The sequence below is a fragment of the Flavobacterium kingsejongi genome (assembly GCF_003076475.1).
Classification (GTDB): Bacteria; Bacteroidota; Bacteroidia; order Flavobacteriales; family Flavobacteriaceae; genus Flavobacterium; species Flavobacterium kingsejongi.
Window position 1 is genome coordinate 267,441 of record NZ_CP020919.1, and the last position, 17,964, is coordinate 285,404.

20 protein-coding genes and 1 tRNA gene are annotated in these 17,964 nt (G+C 39.9%); 8 read left to right on the top strand and 13 right to left on the bottom strand.

Going from position 1 to position 17,964, the window contains the following annotated elements; all coding sequences use genetic code 11:
* Positions 1-2: 2 nt before the first annotated feature.
* Positions 3-1,052 carry a dual-specificity RNA methyltransferase RlmN gene (rlmN, locus tag FK004_RS01245; RefSeq protein WP_108735607.1) on the bottom strand — a complete coding sequence of 350 codons (1,050 nt, stop codon included), beginning with the start codon at positions 1,050-1,052 and terminating at the stop codon, positions 3-5.
* 114 nt (positions 1,053-1,166) lie between these two features.
* Here rlmN and FK004_RS01250 point away from each other — a divergent pair, with 114 nt between their 5' ends.
* Positions 1,167-1,808 (top strand): O-methyltransferase, encoded by a 642-nt coding sequence (locus FK004_RS01250; protein WP_108735608.1) that lies wholly within the window; start codon positions 1,167-1,169, stop codon positions 1,806-1,808.
* On the opposite strand, the gene FK004_RS01255 is transcribed toward FK004_RS01250, so the two are convergent.
* From FK004_RS01255 to FK004_RS19135, 9 genes are all read right to left on the bottom strand, one after another.
* Complete coding sequence (locus FK004_RS01255) at positions 1,785-2,381, bottom strand: phosphatase PAP2 family protein (protein WP_108735609.1); 597 nt, start codon at positions 2,379-2,381, stop codon at positions 1,785-1,787. The two genes, FK004_RS01250 and FK004_RS01255, sit on opposite strands and share 24 nt — an antisense overlap.
* A gap of 1 nt (position 2,382) precedes the next feature.
* The gene (locus FK004_RS01260) at positions 2,383-2,682 is read right to left on the bottom strand and encodes a Sec-independent protein translocase subunit TatA/TatB (RefSeq protein WP_193844347.1); all 300 of its coding nucleotides are present in this window, start codon (positions 2,680-2,682) and stop codon (positions 2,383-2,385) included.
* A 109-nt stretch (positions 2,683-2,791) separates the two neighbouring features.
* Positions 2,792-5,062, bottom strand: coding sequence for a M1 family metallopeptidase (locus FK004_RS01265; RefSeq protein WP_108735610.1), 2,271 nt, complete (start codon positions 5,060-5,062; stop codon positions 2,792-2,794).
* A 61-nt stretch (positions 5,063-5,123) separates the two neighbouring features.
* Complete coding sequence (locus FK004_RS01270) at positions 5,124-5,627, bottom strand: DUF6702 family protein (protein WP_227871651.1); 504 nt, start codon at positions 5,625-5,627, stop codon at positions 5,124-5,126.
* 59 nt (positions 5,628-5,686) lie between these two features.
* Entirely contained in the window at positions 5,687-6,487 is an 801-nt protein-coding gene (locus FK004_RS01275) for a hypothetical protein (RefSeq protein ID WP_157955995.1), read from the bottom strand.
* A 120-nt stretch (positions 6,488-6,607) separates the two neighbouring features.
* Positions 6,608-7,312 (bottom strand): hypothetical protein, encoded by a 705-nt coding sequence (locus tag FK004_RS01280; protein WP_108735612.1) that lies wholly within the window; start codon positions 7,310-7,312, stop codon positions 6,608-6,610.
* Entirely contained in the window at positions 7,313-8,035 is a 723-nt protein-coding gene (locus FK004_RS01285) for a hypothetical protein (protein WP_108735613.1), read from the bottom strand.
* Positions 8,028-8,675 (bottom strand): carboxypeptidase-like regulatory domain-containing protein, encoded by a 648-nt coding sequence (locus tag FK004_RS01290; RefSeq protein WP_157955996.1) that lies wholly within the window; start codon positions 8,673-8,675, stop codon positions 8,028-8,030. Before FK004_RS01290 ends, FK004_RS01285 begins: the two co-directional genes overlap by 8 nt.
* Positions 8,665-9,423, bottom strand: coding sequence for a hypothetical protein (locus tag FK004_RS19135; RefSeq protein ID WP_157955997.1), 759 nt, complete (start codon positions 9,421-9,423; stop codon positions 8,665-8,667). The genes FK004_RS01290 and FK004_RS19135 overlap by 11 nt, the downstream gene beginning before the upstream one ends.
* A 264-nt stretch (positions 9,424-9,687) precedes the next feature.
* Here FK004_RS19135 and pepE point away from each other — a divergent pair, with 264 nt between their 5' ends.
* Positions 9,688-10,398 (top strand): dipeptidase PepE, encoded by a 711-nt coding sequence (gene pepE, locus FK004_RS01295; RefSeq protein WP_108735615.1) that lies wholly within the window; start codon positions 9,688-9,690, stop codon positions 10,396-10,398.
* A 92-nt stretch (positions 10,399-10,490) separates the two neighbouring features.
* Here pepE and FK004_RS01300 read toward each other — a convergent pair whose 3' ends face one another.
* The gene (locus tag FK004_RS01300) at positions 10,491-11,351 is read right to left on the bottom strand and encodes a hypothetical protein (protein WP_108735616.1); all 861 of its coding nucleotides are present in this window, start codon (positions 11,349-11,351) and stop codon (positions 10,491-10,493) included.
* 90 nt (positions 11,352-11,441) lie between these two features.
* Positions 11,442-11,514: transfer RNA gene (locus FK004_RS01305), tRNA-Gly, on the bottom strand.
* A 209-nt stretch (positions 11,515-11,723) separates the two neighbouring features.
* Between FK004_RS01305 and FK004_RS19365 the strand changes: the two genes are divergently transcribed.
* The 3 genes from FK004_RS19365 to FK004_RS01315 all read left to right on the top strand — a co-directional run bounded on the left by FK004_RS19365 (position 11,724) and on the right by FK004_RS01315 (position 13,874).
* Positions 11,724-11,876, top strand: a complete 153-nt coding sequence (locus FK004_RS19365) for a hypothetical protein (protein WP_227871652.1) — start codon at positions 11,724-11,726, stop codon at positions 11,874-11,876.
* The gene (locus FK004_RS01310) at positions 11,876-12,166 is read left to right on the top strand and encodes a GNAT family N-acetyltransferase (RefSeq protein ID WP_262497660.1); all 291 of its coding nucleotides are present in this window, start codon (positions 11,876-11,878) and stop codon (positions 12,164-12,166) included. The genes FK004_RS19365 and FK004_RS01310 overlap by 1 nt, the downstream gene beginning before the upstream one ends.
* A 124-nt stretch (positions 12,167-12,290) precedes the next feature.
* Positions 12,291-13,874 (top strand): L,D-transpeptidase family protein, encoded by a 1,584-nt coding sequence (locus FK004_RS01315; RefSeq protein ID WP_108735617.1) that lies wholly within the window; start codon positions 12,291-12,293, stop codon positions 13,872-13,874.
* On the opposite strand, the gene FK004_RS01320 is transcribed toward FK004_RS01315, so the two are convergent.
* Positions 13,863-14,633: a murein L,D-transpeptidase catalytic domain family protein gene (locus FK004_RS01320; RefSeq protein WP_317046961.1), complete on the bottom strand. Its 771-nt coding sequence runs from the start codon at positions 14,631-14,633 to the stop codon at positions 13,863-13,865. The two genes, FK004_RS01315 and FK004_RS01320, sit on opposite strands and share 12 nt — an antisense overlap.
* Before the next feature lie 337 nt (positions 14,634-14,970).
* Between FK004_RS01320 and gpmI the strand changes: the two genes are divergently transcribed.
* The 3 genes from gpmI to map all read left to right on the top strand — a co-directional run bounded on the left by gpmI (position 14,971) and on the right by map (position 17,954).
* On the top strand, positions 14,971-16,491 hold the full coding sequence (gene gpmI / locus FK004_RS01325) for a 2,3-bisphosphoglycerate-independent phosphoglycerate mutase (protein ID WP_108735618.1): 1,521 nt from the start codon (positions 14,971-14,973) through the stop codon (positions 16,489-16,491).
* Positions 16,492-16,597: 106 nt separating this feature from the next.
* The gene (locus FK004_RS01330) at positions 16,598-17,029 is read left to right on the top strand and encodes a thioredoxin family protein (RefSeq protein ID WP_108735619.1); all 432 of its coding nucleotides are present in this window, start codon (positions 16,598-16,600) and stop codon (positions 17,027-17,029) included.
* A gap of 106 nt (positions 17,030-17,135) precedes the next feature.
* Complete coding sequence (map, locus tag FK004_RS01335) at positions 17,136-17,954, top strand: type I methionyl aminopeptidase (RefSeq protein ID WP_108735620.1); 819 nt, start codon at positions 17,136-17,138, stop codon at positions 17,952-17,954.
* Positions 17,955-17,964: the final 10 nt, after the last annotated feature.

The following is a 17,964-nucleotide window of genomic DNA, read 5'->3' on the forward strand; positions in this document are numbered from 1 at the left end:
CATTATGCATCGGCTTCTTTATTGGCCAATTGCCCACAAGCGGCATCAATATCCTTACCACGGCTTCGTCGTACTTTTGCTACAATCCCGTTGTTTTCGAGCGCACGGATATAGGCATCAATCGCTTCCGGATCAGCCTGTTGAAATTCGCCGTCATCGATTGGGTTGTATTCAATCAAATTGACTTTGCAGGGTACATATTTACAAAATTTCACCAAAGCATCTATGGCTTCTTTTGTATCATTAATCCCTTTCCAGACTACATATTCATAGGTAATCTTACTTTGGGTTTTTCGATACCAGTATTCCAGCGACTCCCGCAATTCTGCCAGGGGAAAATTAGCACTAAATGGCATAATCCTGGAACGCACAGCATCAATCGCGGAATGCAATGAAACCGCAAGCCTGAATTTCACTTCATCATCAGCTAATTTCTTGATCATTTTTGGCACACCGGAAGTAGAAACGGTTATTCTTTTAGGCGACATACCCAGTCCTTCCGGAGCGGTTATTTTTTCTATGGCTTTGAGGACATTATTGTAATTCATTAAAGGTTCGCCCATTCCCATAAATACGATATTTGACAAAGGCCTATTATAATAGAGCTTGCTTTCATTATCAATAGCCAACACCTGATCGTAAATTTCATCCGGATTCAGGTTACGCATCCTTTTAAGTTTTGCAGTAGCACAGAAATTACAATCCAGGCTACACCCCACCTGACTGGACACACAGGCAGTAGTCCGGGTATTCGTAGGAATCAACACAGATTCCACCACCAGTCCGTCATGAAGACGCACTGCATTTTTGACCGTACCGTCAGAGCTGCGCTGCATCTGGTCGACCTTGATATGGTTGATCACAAAATTATCCTCCAGCATCTGGCGGGTACTTTTGGCAACATTGGTCATATCCCCGAATTGGTGTGCTCCTTTGCTCCAAAGCCATTCATAGACCTGATTTCCGCGAAATGCCTTATCGCCATTGGCGGTAAAAAAATCACGCAATTGGTCTTTTGTCAGAGCTCGTATATCTTTCTTTTCCGTTTGCATGGTGCAAATTTAGATATTAGTATTGACAAGTTCACAATCGGAGTTAATATTTTAAGTTTTAGCGCCCTCAAAAACAGCACTATTTTCTTTACTTTTGCACAAAACTTTTACAAAATGCACTTTATCTCTCCTGAATTAGAATTATATGCTGAAAAAAATTCCGAGCAAGAACCGGAATTACTGGCCCGCCTGAACAAAGAAACGCACCAGAAAGTATTACAGCCAAGGATGCTGAGCGGCCATTTTCAGGGAAGGGTATTGAGTATGCTGTCGAAGATCATCCGTCCTGCTGCAATATTAGAAATCGGCACCTTTACGGGATATGCTACATTATGCCTTGCAGAAGGGCTTGCACCCAATGGCGTATTACACACCATCGATATTAAGGAAGAACTTGTTGATTTTCAGCGTAAATATTTTGATCTTTCCCCGTGGGGCGGGCAAATACACCAGCATTTAGGAGAGGCCCTGGCTATTATTCCTAAACTGGATACGCGGTTTGATCTTGTTTTTATTGATGCTGACAAAGAGAATTACCTCAATTATTTTAACCTTATTGTCCCGATGATGAATCCGGGCGGGATCCTATTATCAGACAATGTATTATGGAGTGGCAAAGTACTGGAAGCTGTTGACCCTAAAGACAAAAGCACCGTTAGCCTTCTGGAATACAATACTGTCATTAACAATGACCCCAGAGTAGCAACGGTACTTCTACCTATTCGTGATGGATTAACGGTTAGTCGGGTGATCTAAATTTTCCTTCTGTAATGGAAAAAAGTGATTACGGGCATATTTATAAACCTGCCACATAATCAGGGACATTGAAATCCCCCACACATACCCACACAATATATCGCCCGGATAATGCAGCCCTAAATAAATACGGCTATAGGCAAATATCAAAGGCCATAGAAAAATAAAGCCCATGTATTTCAAATACGGTTTCATTACGAGATACAGGAATAGGGCTACTGCCATTGAGTTGGAGGCATGCCCGGAGACGAAACTAAAGGAGCTTCTTTTTTGTACAATGCGTATAAAGTGACTGATTTCGGGATTATTGCCCGGACGTAGCCGCTCGAAGCCTCTTTTAAAAATATTGGTTGTCTGGTCGGTGAGCGTAATTAAAAGGGCAATAATAACCACTACCAATAGGGCATGCTTCCATCCAAGGTGTTTGAACACCAGGTAAAATATTATAGCAAATATGGGAATCCAATTGAACTGTTTGGTAATAAAAAGCCATAATGGATCAAATGTTTCGGATCCCATGCCATTCAGAAAAACAAAAAGATTTTTATCGAGTTCTAATAAGTATTCCAGCATATTACATGTTTCGTTTAATCGGTCCTGTTATATCACCTGCAACATCAGTTACATCTTCCTTGATTTTATCAATTTCAGCGGTAAAATTACGGGTCAGGTTTTCTTTAGAAAATTCATTGGTAAACGAAGTATCAATACCGCTACTCTCGGCACTTTTCTGGATCTCGCTCTTAATTTCGTTAGTTGCATCTTTTAGTTGACGCATTCCTTTACCCATCATACGTGCGATTTCCGGCAATTTATCAGAGCCAAAAAACATCACAACGACAAATAAAATAAAAGCAATTTCAGACATTCCCATAAGACGAATATGTTTTAGATTGTACGCTCGCAAAGTTACAAAGTAGTTCATGTTTATTGTCTCTCAACAAACAAATTAACACAATTTTTAAAACTTGCAGCGCTTAGTATTATTCAAACTGATCAAATTTAGACTTTACCGCCGTCTGAGGCCATACATTATTTGTTATATCAATATCCGCTGTAAGCTGTTTCGGATCTACTTCAATTTTTGTTATTTTTTTTGCCACTGCAAAAACACGGGATACCCTAAGGTCGTTCATCCTCCAGACCTGAGCCGGAAAAGTCTGTGTTTCTGTAGTCCCATCTTCAAATGTAAGCGCGACAATGATGGGCATTGGCATTCCTCCCGGTTTTTCAAAAGTCACTTCATAGAAATATTTAGGTGCTTTTAACTGGGCTTTTTCATCGGCATTAAAATTCTCATTTACATAGTCTGCCAGCGTTTTGTTATCAGAGACCTGAAAAGGTTTTTCGAGTTTCTTATCAAAATCTTTTCCATCATCCGGAAGTAGGTAAACCATTGGTACTTCCTGTTCTTTGCTTTTGCGCACGCTCTTTTCTTTTGCGCCTGCTTTTTCTTCCACTACCAGTGCAGTCGGGCTAACATAATATCGTTTTACTTCTTTAATTCCTATATCCACGTAATCCGTAGTATAGAACCATCCCCTCCAAAACCAGTCAAGGTCTACTGCCGAAGCATCCTCCATTGTCCTGAAGAAATCTTCGGGGGTAGGATGTTTGAATTTCCAACGCTGAGCATAGGTTTTAAAGGCATAGTCAAATAATTCATGGCCCATTATAATTTCACGCAATATATTAAGTCCTGTTGCTGGTTTAGCATAGGCATTACTTCCAAACTGGACAATATTCTCCGAATTGGACATGATCGGCTCTAAAAATTTCTGGTCACCACTCATGTAGGGGACTATTTTTGCCGCCGGCCCACGTCGTGATGGATAGCCCGGCATGTAATCCTGTTCTGCCAGGTATTGCATAAAAGTATTAAACCCTTCGTCCATCCAGGTCCATTGGCGCTCATCACTATTGACAATCATAGGGAAAAAATTATGCCCTACTTCATGCACCACCACACTGATCATTCCATTTTTAAGCCCTTCGCTTACAAATCCATTTTCATCCGGGCGTCCGAAATTAAAACAGATCATCGGATATTCCATTCCCTGGTCATCGGCATTTACGGAAATGGCTTTAGGATAAGGATAATCAAAAGTGCGGGAAGAATACGACTTCAGAGTACTTGCTACCACACGTGTTGAATATTGTTCCCAAAGCGGATTTCCTTCTTTAGGATAGAGTGAAATAGCCATTACTGTTTTTCCACCCAACTTTACCGCCATAGCATCATAGATAAATTTACGGGAGGTGGCAAAGGCAAAATCCCGAACGTTTTCGGCTTTGAATTTCCAGGTTTTTTTTTGGTCAGAAAAACCCTTTTCAGCTTTTTCGGCCTCTGCCTGTGTCACAACTATCACAGGATTATCAAAGGTCTTTTCAGCCAACTGATAACGTTTCAATTGTTCCGCCGTCAATACCTGTTTACGGTTTTGCAATTCCCCGGTAGCATCCATAATATGATCGGCCGGTACGGTAATATTCACTTCATAATTCCCAAAAGGCAAAGCAAATTCACCAGCGCCCCAAAACTGCATGTTCTGCCATCCTTCAACATCATTATAAACGGCCATACGTGGAAAAAACTGCGCAATTACATACAGCTTATTGCCTTCTTTTGGAAAATTCTCATATCCGGAACGAAATCCTTCTGCCCGGTAATCGATGATATTGTGCCACCACTTGATATTGAATGTTATTTTCTCGCCACCATTCAGCGGTTTTGGAAGGTCAATACGCATCATGGTATGGTTGATGGTATAGGATATTGGATTTCCCTTGCTGTCCCGGACATGCTCAATATGAAATCCACGATCCGGTTGTTCCTGAAGGTATTCTTTTGCGAAAGCATTTACCTCTTTTGAGGTTGCCATCCGTTGATTATTGACCAACGGTGACTGCGATGTTTTGGCTTTTTGGTTTTGATCCAGCTGTACCCACAAATAATCCAGTCTGTCTTTGGAATTATTATGGTAGGTGATGGTTTCTTCTCCGTAAATCTTAGCATTTTTATCATCCAACTCAATATTCATCTTATAATCTGCCTGCTGCTGGTAATAGGCAGGTCCCGGTGCTCCGGAAGCGGTTCTGTACATATTGGGTGTTGCCATTTCGGAATACATCTGACGGAATTTATTCGTCTCTCCATGACCTTGTTCGCGTACTACCGCCGGCTTGGCATCCTGAGCATTACTTCCGACAGGAAATAACAGGGACACCATCATAAGTGAAATTATTCTTTTCATATACTGAATTGCTCTTTTACTCTAATTATCTATACGGGAATCCGTATGCTTTAGTTTCATTTTAAAATTTTAAACTGCCTTTTGTTGTATCCTCTGTCAAAAGCAGGCTCGTGCGTACACCGGCAACATTGGCATGGATGATGTTCTGCTGCTCAGAAATATAATCCAGCAGCAATGTACATTTTACGTCGAGTGTCCTGGGCTGCTCCACATCCTTTATGGAATAATAACAAATTAGGACATCGTCTTCCATTTCTTTCCCCAAATAACGTATATTTTTTTCTTGCCCATTGATTTTTACCGCTAATTTTTCAAGCAGGTACTGCTGCATGGCAAGCACCTCTTCATTGGATTCTTTTGAAGTCCCGAGATAATATTTCTTCTTATATTTTTTACCTAATGCTGCATTGAAATCATCGATGAAAATGCGGGAAGTAATATGAAGTGCTTTTTTCTCCGGGCTATAATCCATCTGATACACCGCTACATAAAACTTGTGCACGTCCATTGCAGTCAATCCAATGAGCATCAGAAACAGAAACAGGACGGTCGCTATTTTTTTCATTTACCAAAAATAGGTATTTTACCAAAAAAAAGCACAACGGTTTGTTGTGCTTTAGTATATTATTCCTGTTTTTTAAATTCTTTGCGTTTGTCAATCAGAAAATCAATAAGCTCAAACTCTTTATCGGGAGCTAAAAGCGGCTTTGCTTTGGGATCTGATTCTGCAAATGCAAGAAAAAGTGCGGTTTCATTAGTATCTTTCAATTGGAGGACATCCATAAAAAAGTAGGTTGTGAATTTTTCTTTCACTGCTTCCGGAAATATCTTAGGGCTCACATATTCTTTTGTTTTCTTTTTATCATTCTTGCCAATTCCTAAAGCCTTACCGGCGGTCTTGAATATACGTACAAAGTCTAAACCGTCTTCAATACTCCCATCCGCAGGCATCGTTCGGTTTTTAACTGATGACTGCTGATCACCAATATATTTCTTGTCGATAATGGTCTGGTTATTATTTCCTAAAATATTATTATTGATGGTTTTAACTTTCATCCTTTTACTGTCTTTTTCCAGATTCCCGGATAAGGAGTTCACCACTACTTCATCCAGTTCTTCCACAGAAAGATTGAGTTGTATGGTCATCGTCTCCACATCCATATCGAGTTGCTTCACGACCAAGACACCGGGTTTAAAGTTTACTCCGGAAAGGAGGAGCGTATCATTGGCACGTGCCGCAATGGTGAAATAGCCTAGTTCATCAGAAATGGAACTGAGGTTGGTATTTAAGTTTTTTACATTTACATTTTCGGTAATCATACCATCAGAGACTAATTTGCCACGAATCATTTCCCGTGGCTTTTGCTGGGCAGACATTATAAATGTTAGTAAAAAAAAGAGGCATGTAAGTGTAGTTTTTTTCATGGGGCTAAAGATCACAGAAAGTAAGTATTAAAAAATTAAGGTCTTTCGTTTGAGTGTTCAATTTAAGGATTTTAGCCGAAAGCGAAATGCCCTTTTAGGGAAATTTAGCATATTAAACCATTAGTTCCCTACTGTTCTGATTGTATTGTACTTATCGGCAAGCCCACCCATCAAAAAGATCATCATATTTTTATTATTGGCTTTTAGTACCCGTACAAATTCCTGGTCTTCAATACAAAAATGTTTAAACCCAGCAATATACTCTGCCGGTATGTGTAGTTTTTCAATATAGAATTCATCTTCAAACAGGTATTGGAATTTTTCATAGACCACTTCCTGTTTTTCAATTTCAGCTTGTTTTTTCAGTTTTCGGGTCTGCCCTGTGATAGCATTAATAATGGCATCTGTTCCACTGTTTGAAGTTTTCACTTTGCGTTCTGCAGGCGTATATACCTTTTGACCTTTAGCAACAAGCCCAAGATCTTCCGGATTAATGGATGTTTTTTTATCAACCACTACTTCATCGAGCTGATTTAGTGCAGCTTCCATTTTTACAGAAAATACCTGCTGGAAATCAAAATCCTGGACACGGATCCGCTTTTCCCGGAACTGGACTGCCGTCAAAACCAGTACATCTCCTGTTTTTGCCATGATGCTAAAATTACCACCGGCATCCGTTTGTGTTTCTTTTCCAGCAGTCAGGTTGACCACAAGGATACTCTCTACTCCAAGTCGGTCGGAAACTAATTTACCTTTAAGCAGTTGTTGTGAGGATACCGAATTCGCCATAAAGAGGAGAAGCAGTAGTATAATCTTATTCGGCATTTACTGTTTTTTATTATATTCCAGCGCCAACTCCATAATAATGAAAGAGGCGAGTGTTTTATTTTTCATCTGCATCGCTTCTGCAAATTTACTGTTTTCAATACTGTAATATTTAAAAGCGTCTACGTAATCTTTCTGTATTTTGAGCCTTTCCTGAATATACTCATCACTAAAATAGACTTCCAATTTTCTCAGCAGCAACTCTTTGCGTTCAACCACAAGTTTACTTTTAAGCATAGCGGTTCTTCCAGAAATCAGGTTCAGCAAGGGATCCAGACCAATTGAGAAACCGGTTCCTACTGTAATCACATTTCCTGTCGCCACCAGCAATCGCCTTTCTGCCGGAGTATATGTTTTTTGCCCTCTTGGCACCAGCCCCAAATCTTCGGGATTAATACGGGTATTATTCACCTCAACTTCATCGAGTTGATTGGCATATACCTCAACCTGGATTTCCAGTACCTTTCCAAAATCAGACTGATCTACTACCAATCTTGTTTTCCGGAATTGTGGTGCCGTAAAAATCAGCAAATCCCCTTCGGAAGCCGTTATGGCAAAATTTCCGTCGGCATCTGTCTGCGTCTCCTTCTGAACACTCAGGTTAACGACCATAATTTGTCCGATCCCAGCCTTATTAGCCACAACTTTACCTTTGATCTGCTGTTGGGAAAACGCAGTGCCAAAACTGAGCAGCAATAACATAAAGACAATCTGACTATTCATCGGCAAGCATTTTTTTATATTTTTCAGCGAGACGGAGCACGCATGTGTTAATAGTTACACTATTGTTATTATTCATTGCCTGTACAAATTCCGGATTCTCTATAATAAAATATTTATAGCCTTCCACATATTCTTTAGGGATTCCAAGATTCTGTATGATCATGCTATCTTTAAAATAGCTTTCGAATTTGGCTCGAAGTTTGTCTTTTCTTTCAACAATCAATGCATCCCCATTTCCACGTAATGCTTTTCGTTCGCCCGGCGTATAGACCTTTTGCCCTTTTGGTACCAGCCCCAGATCTTCAGGATTGATCCGGTAGCGTTCCACCACAACTTCTTCGAGTTGGTTCGGATTGGTTTCCATCACTATCTCTAAGGTTTTTTCAAAGTCCGTTTCCTCCAGCACAATCCTTTTTTTATACAGTTCATAGGAAAACAATATCAGGAGATCACCTGGTTTTGCCCTGATCGTAAAATCACCCTGCAGATTTGTTTTTGTTTCCTTTTCGGTCGTTAGGTTTACAACCAACACCCCTTCGGCAGCGGAATTTTCGGCAATCACCTTTCCTTTCAGAAGTTGCTGCGCCAATACGTCGCTAAAACTAAGACAAAATAAGATAAGGGTAAATTTATTTAACATCGGCAAGCACTTTTTTATACTCTTCTGCGAGTTCTCCCATAACAAATGCTGCTGTTGTTTTGTCTTTTTTGCCCATGGCTTCCACAAATTTAGGATCATCCACAATGTAATATTTGAAACCATCCACAAATGCTTCTTCGATCTGAAGTTTTTCCCGGATGAATTCATCGCTGAAATAGGCTTCAATTTTACGCAATAACTTGTCTTTCTTTTCTACTACCAAAGCTTTCTCTAACATTTTCGTCCTTCCGGAAAAAACATTAAATAAAGGATCCAATGAGAATGAGGTATTTAGTCCCAAGGTAGCGTCATATCCTGATGCTGCTTTGAGTTTGCGTTCTGCCGGTGTATATTTTTTTTGATTTTTGGGCACAATTCCCAGGCTTTCAGGATTAATATGATCATAACGCATGACCATAACTTCATCCAGATAATGCACAATTATTTCCATTTGTACCAACAAAAGATCCTTCTCCAGATCTTCTTCGGTCACTACAATCCGTTTGCCTTTAAACTGAAAAGCAGAAAACATGAGTGTGTCATTTACCCTGACCTTAATATCGAAATAACCACCTGCGATAGTCTTTACTCCTTTTTCGGTATTTAAATTGATTACATCCATACCTTCTAAATGAGAATACTGGGATACAATCTTTCCTTTTAAGTGTGTACGCTCTTTCTGCTGCGCTAATAATGAAGCTGTTGTTGTCAGAAAAAAGAATGGGAGAATAAGCATAATCCTTTGCATAATGGTGGTTTTGGGAAAACGTCCCAATGGCTTGTTATTTGTTTATGAAAACTCCCAATTCCTGCGTTATCCTTAAACTTTTAAAATAGTAAAGACAAACAATTAAACTTTAAGAAGATTTTGTAAATATATCTTTAGTGTTTCCAAAATTAATCCTAATGACCTTATAATATTATGTTAATATAATTCAGACCCTTACTCTTTCTATTTTTTGGCGCTAAAAAAGAAGGAAGATTTGTAATTTTACCCCTCAAAAAGCAATCCATGAGAAATATCATTATTGCCAGTACTTCTACACTACATGATGGAAGTTACCTGGAATACCTGCTCCCTACATTACAATCGCATTTTGAAAATGCCAAAACAATATTATTTATTCCTTATGCACGCCCAGGTGGTATTTCGCATGAAGACTACACACAAAAAGTACGCCAGGCATTTAGCCCACTTGGAATTTCCGTAACCGGAATCCATGAATATGACAATCCTGCTGAAGCCATAACGAATGCCGAAGCCTTATTTACCGGAGGCGGAAACACCTTTGTATTGGTCACCCAACTGTACAAAAACAATTGTATGGAAGCCCTCGAAATAACAGTAAAAAATGGAACCCCTTATTTAGGAACCAGTGCCGGCAGTAATATTTGCGGCCTTAGCATGCAAACCACCAACGATATGCCAATTGTATATCCACCGAGCTTTAAAACCTTAGGATTCGTTCCGTTTAACATCAACCCTCATTATTTGGATCCTATTGCAGGTTCTACACACATGGGCGAAACCCGCGAAACCCGCATCCTGGAGTTCCATGCTTACAATAACATCCCGGTAGTAGGGCTGCGTGAAGGAAGCTGGCTTGAAGTAAAAGGAAATCACGTCACCCTGAAAGGTAGTTTACCTGCACGGATTTTCACAGCACAACACCTCCCTGAAGAAATAGCACCGGAAAGCGACTTAAGCACATTAGGCCGATAAACCACCGGTAGTCCAAAACAAAAAAGTTTCCCGAATCTTGTAGTATCCGGGAAACTTTTTTATTCTAAAATCATGCAGTATGCTGCTTAATATTATAATGGGGCAGTATAACGGTAGGCCTTTTTCACAGTGACCAATTTCCCATTTTCTTCTTTCAGGTACTCGACAGTGGTTCCTTCGGCTCCAGCCCAATCGGTGACCATCTCAAAGCTGCCTTTATTTTCAAAAATAGTACTGATCGTAAACCATTCAAAACCAAAATCACCGCCATCATCTACCCCCCAGGTACTCATCTCATCATATTCAGCAGGGAAATCTTTATAACTGATTTTAGTTGGCGTTATTGCTGCCAGGACTACCAATGCCTGGTTACCTTTCATTTCAAACTCGACCAGGGCAATTTTTACTTTTTCTTTTACAGTAGCAATTACTGCACTCCTTTTTATCGTTCGTCCTTTATCCCGCTCTATTTTAGATCGCAAATCATTCGCTAATGTACCCTTCGTCTTGGAATCAAATTGCAAAGCCTGATGTTGTTTTAGAAATGCATCAGTACAAAGCACAACGGTCTGATCATTTGGCAATGTAGCTTTTTCAACCTCATAGCGATGCCCACCGCTATTACTGAAATTAAAATAATTCTGCCTTCCGCTATCCTGATCGTTGGCTTTTTGGGTTCCTGTAAAAGCAACATGGAGCACCACACCCGCAGCGGAGAGGACATTCTTTATGTGTTTGGGTTGCTGGATACTATCGGAATCCAATAGCAGGATAACAGTACCCGGCTCATTGGTATAGCCAAAAAAGAGGCCATCTTCCATTGTATTTATTACTGTAGCAGGCTGTTCTTTTTCTGTTTTTTGCCCTGAAGGCACTTCGGTAGTTTTTTTATTAGTTTCTGATCCACAAGCGATGCTTATTACAGCCAAGAGTAATCCTATAAATTGTTTCATTCTAATCGAGTATTAGGTGGTACAATATGATGAAGAAAGTGTTCTGTTTTGGACAAAAAAAAACCTCAAACTTTCGTTTGAGGTTTGCAGAGCGGAAGACGAGGCTCGAACTCGCGACAACCAGCTTGGAAGGCTGGAGCTCTACCAACTGAGCTACTTCCGCTTATCAACGGTGCAAATATACGCAATGTTTTTACTTTCCTGCAAGCTTTTTTTGAAAAAAAATTAATTTTTATCCGCTTTTCTGTCTTACAAAATTGTAATTTATTTAATATGAAATATTTACGTTTTTATATTTTTTATCAGGTTTTATCTTTTTTTTCCATTGTTAAAAGAAAAGCTTAACTTTAAACCATAAAGCGTTCAAAAAATATGTCCAAAACGATTAAAAAAATAACCAGCGAAGCTACTTATGCAGTACGCCAACCTGTTTTACGAGCCGGTATGCCTCTTGAAAGTTGTATTTTTGATGGTGATGACCTCAATACAACAGAACATTTCGGATATTTGAAACGGAGGCCCTAATGGGAATCATTTCACTATTCGAAAATAACAATACAGCCTTTGACCTACCCAAGCAATTTCAGATCCGTGGTATGGCCGTTTTGGAGCAATTTCAGAAGCGGGGCCTGGGAGAAGAATTGATACGATATACTGAAAATAGGGTGCGTCAAAAAAATGGGCAGCTAATTTGGTTTAATGCACGGGAAACCGCAGTAGGATTTTATCAAAAATTAGGCTACGCCATAACCGGCGAAGCTTTCGAAATCCCAACAGCAGGCACTCATTATATTATGAGCAAAAAAGTGGCTTAACTACTCATCGGTTGATCAAAAAACCGGGACAACAGGATTGTCACTATAATATACAGGCAAGGCATTGGAAAAAAAACAGTGCCCTGCCCTTTTCTGAGAAATACTACTATTAAAACATGTTGCTATGAATGTATTGTATTCCCTCGCTATCGTCATCAGCCTTTCCGGAAGCCTTACACCGGTCCAGGCCAGCCCAAGCGTTGCACCAACAATCGCGATCAGCATTCCACAGGACCTCCAAAGCATTCCAATTGACACTACTCTCATTTATGCTACTGCAAATGATAGCCTTATTGCACTTTATCGCAAAGCAGGCAATAAAACGATCTGGAACACCACCTCCAACCGGGAAGCCTATATCGCAGCCTTACGGACTCTTTCGACGGAAGGCCTGCAACCGGATGATTTTTGGATGGCTCAAATTATGGAGACAGAAACCCGAAATACACCCCTGGACACTACCGAACAGATGATCTACGATGTGTTATTAAGCCAGAGCTTTTACAGCTATATTGGACAAATTTCGAATGGCAAAGCAGATCCTAAAGAACTCTACACCGATTGGGACCTTAAACCGAATTCCGGATATTCTGCCATCTTATTATTAGATACCCTAAGCCACAATACGATCACAAAAACAATTGAAGACCATAAGCAAAAACACCCGATCTACCTGCAGCTCCAAAGAGCATTACAATTATTAGACGGTTATCCGGAAGACCATACAAAAACAATAGTCCTTAAAACCCGAAAAATCCTCCCTAAGGAATCAAATGCTGCTTTAATTACCATCAAAAAGAAATTAGTATACTGGCATGACCTCAACACAACAGATACCACCAGCAACTACTATGACAATACCACAGCGAAGGCCGTAAAACAATTTCAAAAGCGGCATGGGTTAAAAGCAGATGGCATCATTGGCAATAATACCGTAGTAGCCCTGAATATTTCAAAAGCAACACGGCGGGAACAGCTTATCGCCAATCTGGAACGCTGGCGTTGGTATCCGAGATCGATGGGGCAAAATTACCTGATCATTAATATTCCAGACTACTCCCTGTATGCGATAAAAAACGAGGATACCCTTCGGATACATAAAGTCATCGTAGGAAAACCAGAGCGTAAAACTCCGATCCTATCTTCAAAGCTCAATTATATCGTCTACAATCCTACCTGGACTGTACCACCCACTATCCTCAATGAAGATATCATTCCGGCTACTTCCCGTAATTTTTATTATTTGCAACAGAAAAACATTAAGGTCTATGACCAAAACAACAACCGGATTACAGCTTCAACCTGGAAGAAAGATCAGGCAAAAAATTACCGCTATGTCCAAAGCCCCGGAGATTTCAATTCATTAGGCAGAATGAAGATCAATTTCCCGAATCCTTATATGGTCTACCTGCATGATACCAATCACCGCAGTAGTTTTGGGAATAGCTATCGCGCCTTAAGTTCAGGCTGCGTGCGTGTGGAAGATCCAATCGCACTTTCGGAATATCTATTGGACACTAAAAACTGGAGTAAAGAAAAAATACAGAGCACACTGGATACCCATAAAACCAAAAACGCCAGTATAACAGATGACATTTATGTACATCAGTTATACTGGACGGCCTGGATGGATGATTCGGAAAAATTGCAATTTCGTGAAGATATTTACAATCTGGATTCCGAACTATTCCATTATCTAAACCATTGAATGGCTTTCATTCGACACTAATTTGGTAGATGCCTCATAACTTTTTGAAGGGTGGTAGATAAAAAGACATGATTTTCCTTTTATCGCCTTAATAATATCATCCCTCATACTCATCGGAATGGCTGGACAGCCCTGGCTTCTTCCTAATCTTCCATGAGCTTTAATAAAGCTTTCATCGGCATAATCAGCCCCATGAATAACAATAGCTCTGGATTTGGCCCTGTCATTAATCCCTTTTTCAAGGCCTTCTAATTGTAATGACATTCCGTGTTTTCCGGTATAAGTATTACCAGTTGCGTAAAAACCTAAACTACTTTGATACGATTCGGGAACATTAGAGAATTTTTCAGCAAATTCATCCCCAGAATTTCTTCCGTGCGAAACTAAAGATTGATACAGAATGGTATTGGTTGCGAGATCGATTACCCACATCCGTTTTTTGTTCGACGAAAGGCTAAAATCTACCAAGGTTAAAATATCCTTGGTTACTACCCCCTTTGCTTTAAGCAGGTAAAATCCTTCAAGAGCTTTTTTAAAACTCTCCAATCTTGGAAGTGCAAAATTTTGCGTGTGTAAGCTGTTGTAAACATTTTCAACGACCATAGCGTTGTTTGTTGTTGATGTTTTAACAATTTCTTTTACATTGTTTGTTTTTGGAGCATTCGTTGAGAACGACAATAAAAAAAATACTACAAGCGGCATAAATCTGTAAATCATTGAATTTCTTTCTGTTGTGTGGTTAATAATCAAGGTTGCCAAAAATATAAAATTAAACTTCTTATACAAATTCAAAAATCATAAAAATCAGAATTTTAACACATTAGCTGACTTTAACATTAAGATCAGCAGGTATAGTACTAACGCTTCATTTTAGCATTTGTTGTGTAAAAAAGCAAAAAATATATTTTTTAACAATACAGTCTGTTGCGCTTATAAACAATCTTCGTGCCAAAAAAAGAGATCAAAAACATGATTTACAATATATTAACACATCATCATTGTGAATTGTTTAACATACGCTATCAGAAAAGTTAGCAGGACAATACTATTTTAAAACCTTAAAAATTGTATTTTTACATTACTTTAAATTAAAATCATGAACAAGAAAGTAATCCTAATGATCCTTGACGGCTGGGGTAAATCTCCAGACCCAAAAGTATCTGCCATTGACAATGCCAATACGCCTTTCATTGACAGCCTGTATACTAAATACCCCAATGCTTCCCTACGAACGGACGGCTTAAATGTTGGACTTCCCGAAGGGCAAATGGGAAATTCTGAAGTAGGACATATGAATCTTGGTGCCGGAAGAATTATCTACCAGGATCTTGCCAAGATCAACCTTGCAGTAGCCAACAAAACCCTGAACACCGAAAAAGTGCTTGTTGATGCTTTCCAATATGCGAAAGACAACAATAAGGATGTCCATTTTCTCGGCCTGGTTTCGGATGGTGGCGTGCATTCCCATATTGACCACCTAAAAGGGCTTATAGACGCTACTCAGGATTTTGGCCTTAAAAAAGTTTTCGTCCATGCCTTTACTGATGGCCGTGACGTCGATCCTAAATCCGGCGGATTCTTTATTTCTTCTCTTGAAAACCACATCAAAAACACTTCTGCAAAACTAGCTTCGATTATCGGTCGCTACTATGCAATGGATCGGGACAAACGCTGGGAAAGAGTAAAATTAGCCTATGACCTGCTCGTAAATGGAGAAGGTACTCACGCTACTAATGCATTGGATGCTATTCATAACAATTACAATGCAGACATTACGGACGAATTTATCAAACCTATTGTTATGGTCGATGAAAATGACCAGCCGGTAGCCAAGATCAAACCGGATGATGTCGTGATTTTCTTCAATTTCAGAACCGATCGCGGAAGACAGCTAACGGAAGTCCTTACACAAGAAGACCACCACGAACAGAACATGCACAAACTCAAACTGTATTTTGTGACCTTAACGAATTACGACGAGAGCTATAAAAACATTAAAGTGGTTTACAACAAAGACAACATCTCAGAAACCCTTGGTGAAGTCCTGGAGAAAAACCATAAAAAACAAATCAGGATTGCCGAAACCGAAAAGTACCCGCACGTTACGTTCTTCTTTTCGGGTGGACGCGAAGTACCTTTTGAAGGAGAAACAAGACTTCTTTGCCCTTCCCCAAAAGTGGCTACTTACGACCTGAAACCTGAAATGAGTGCTTTTGATTTAAAAGACGCACTGATTCCCGAACTCCAAAAAGGTGAGGTTGATTTTGTATGCCTTAATTTTGCCAATGGCGACATGGTAGGACATACCGGTGTTATGGCAGCAGCTATCAAAGCCTGTGAGGCGGTAGACACCTGTGCGAAAGCCGTAATCGAAACAGCCTTAGCCAATGGCTACACAACCATTGTAATTGCAGATCACGGTAATTGTGAAACGATGATCAATCCAGACGGAAGCCCAAATACAGCACACACCACCAATCCGGTGCCAATCATATTGGTTGACAATGACATAAAACATATCAAGGATGGCATCCTGGGCGATATCGCTCCAACTATCCTGGATTTAATGGGCATCCCACAACCGGAAGTCATGACACAACATTCGTTGATTTCATAATTTTACATTACATCCATTATCCATAAAAGGGAGCAATCAACAGTGTTGATGGCTCCTTTTTTAAATTCCGAAAACACATTCATTATCATCCTTTCATTTTAATCTTATGGGCACTAAAATGTTCCTGGGTAAAATTTCCCGTCACGACCTTCAGGCCGATCCGGATGCCAACTGGTTTATCCCCACCTATCGGGATTATACACCAGATGCCGCAACCGTCACACTACTCCAACAGTATATCCATACTATACAAATTGTAATTTATATGGGAAACTGGTGCCAGGATTGCCGGGAACAGGTACCTGCGTTTTACAAAATCCTTGACGGTATTTCATTTGAAGAGGGCAAGCTGTTGGTAGTTGGAATGGATCGTGATAAAAATATTCCCGGTAAGGAAATACCACTTCCGGACATTCAGCGCATCCCTACATTTATCGTCCTTCAGCAAGGAAAAGAAATCGGCCGTATTGTTGAAAAACCAGTTATTAGCCTTGAAAATGACCTTTTGAACATCCTGGTGCCGAATCGTATGGTTTAAAGCGCTAAAAAACACATTTTTAAAACGAGCTGTCCCCAACAATTATGATAGTTTTAATCCTGATAATTAAAAAAATCGTATTTTTGCACTTCGAAAAAAATTGATTATGATAATTCCGAAAACCCGCGAACAAATTGAATTAATGCGTGAAAGCGCCCTGATTGTTTCCAAAACATTAGGAATGATTGCCAGGGAAATTAAACCGGGGATCACCACACAATACTTAGATAAACTAGCAGAAGAATTTATACGCGATCATGGTGCTGAACCAGGATTTTTAGGGCTATACGATTGCCCATGTACTTTATTAGCCAGTGTTAATGAAGCTATCGTACATGGCCTTCCTACCAATCGCCCTCTTGAAGAAGGTGATATTGTTTCTGCAGATTGTGGTGCTTTTAAAAATGGTTTCTATGGAGATCATGCCTATACATTTGAAGTGGGCGAAGTAGCTCCTGAAGTAAAAAAATTACTTCAGATCACCAAAGAATCACTTTATACCGGTATCCGCGAATTCAAAGCTGGAAACCGTGTTGAAGATGTAGGCAGCGCGATTCAAAAATATACCGAAGCCCATGGCTATGGTGTTGTTCGGGAACTTGTAGGACATGGCCTTGGCCAAAAAATGCATGAAGAACCTGAAATGCCTAACTATGGAAAACGGGGTCGTGGAAAATTATTCGTAGAAGGAATGGTTGTCGCTATCGAACCTATGATTAACCTGGGTACCAAAAACATCAAACAACTGAATGATGGGTGGACGATCGTAACCCGTGATGGCAAACCGAGCGCACACTTCGAGCATGATGTGGCACTCGTTGATGGAAAACCAGAATTGCTTTCTACTTTTGCTTACGTATATGAAGCACTGGGAATCGTTTCTAATGAAGAAGACGAATTCCGGAAACTGCCTTTCGTACTTTAATCCGGTTTAT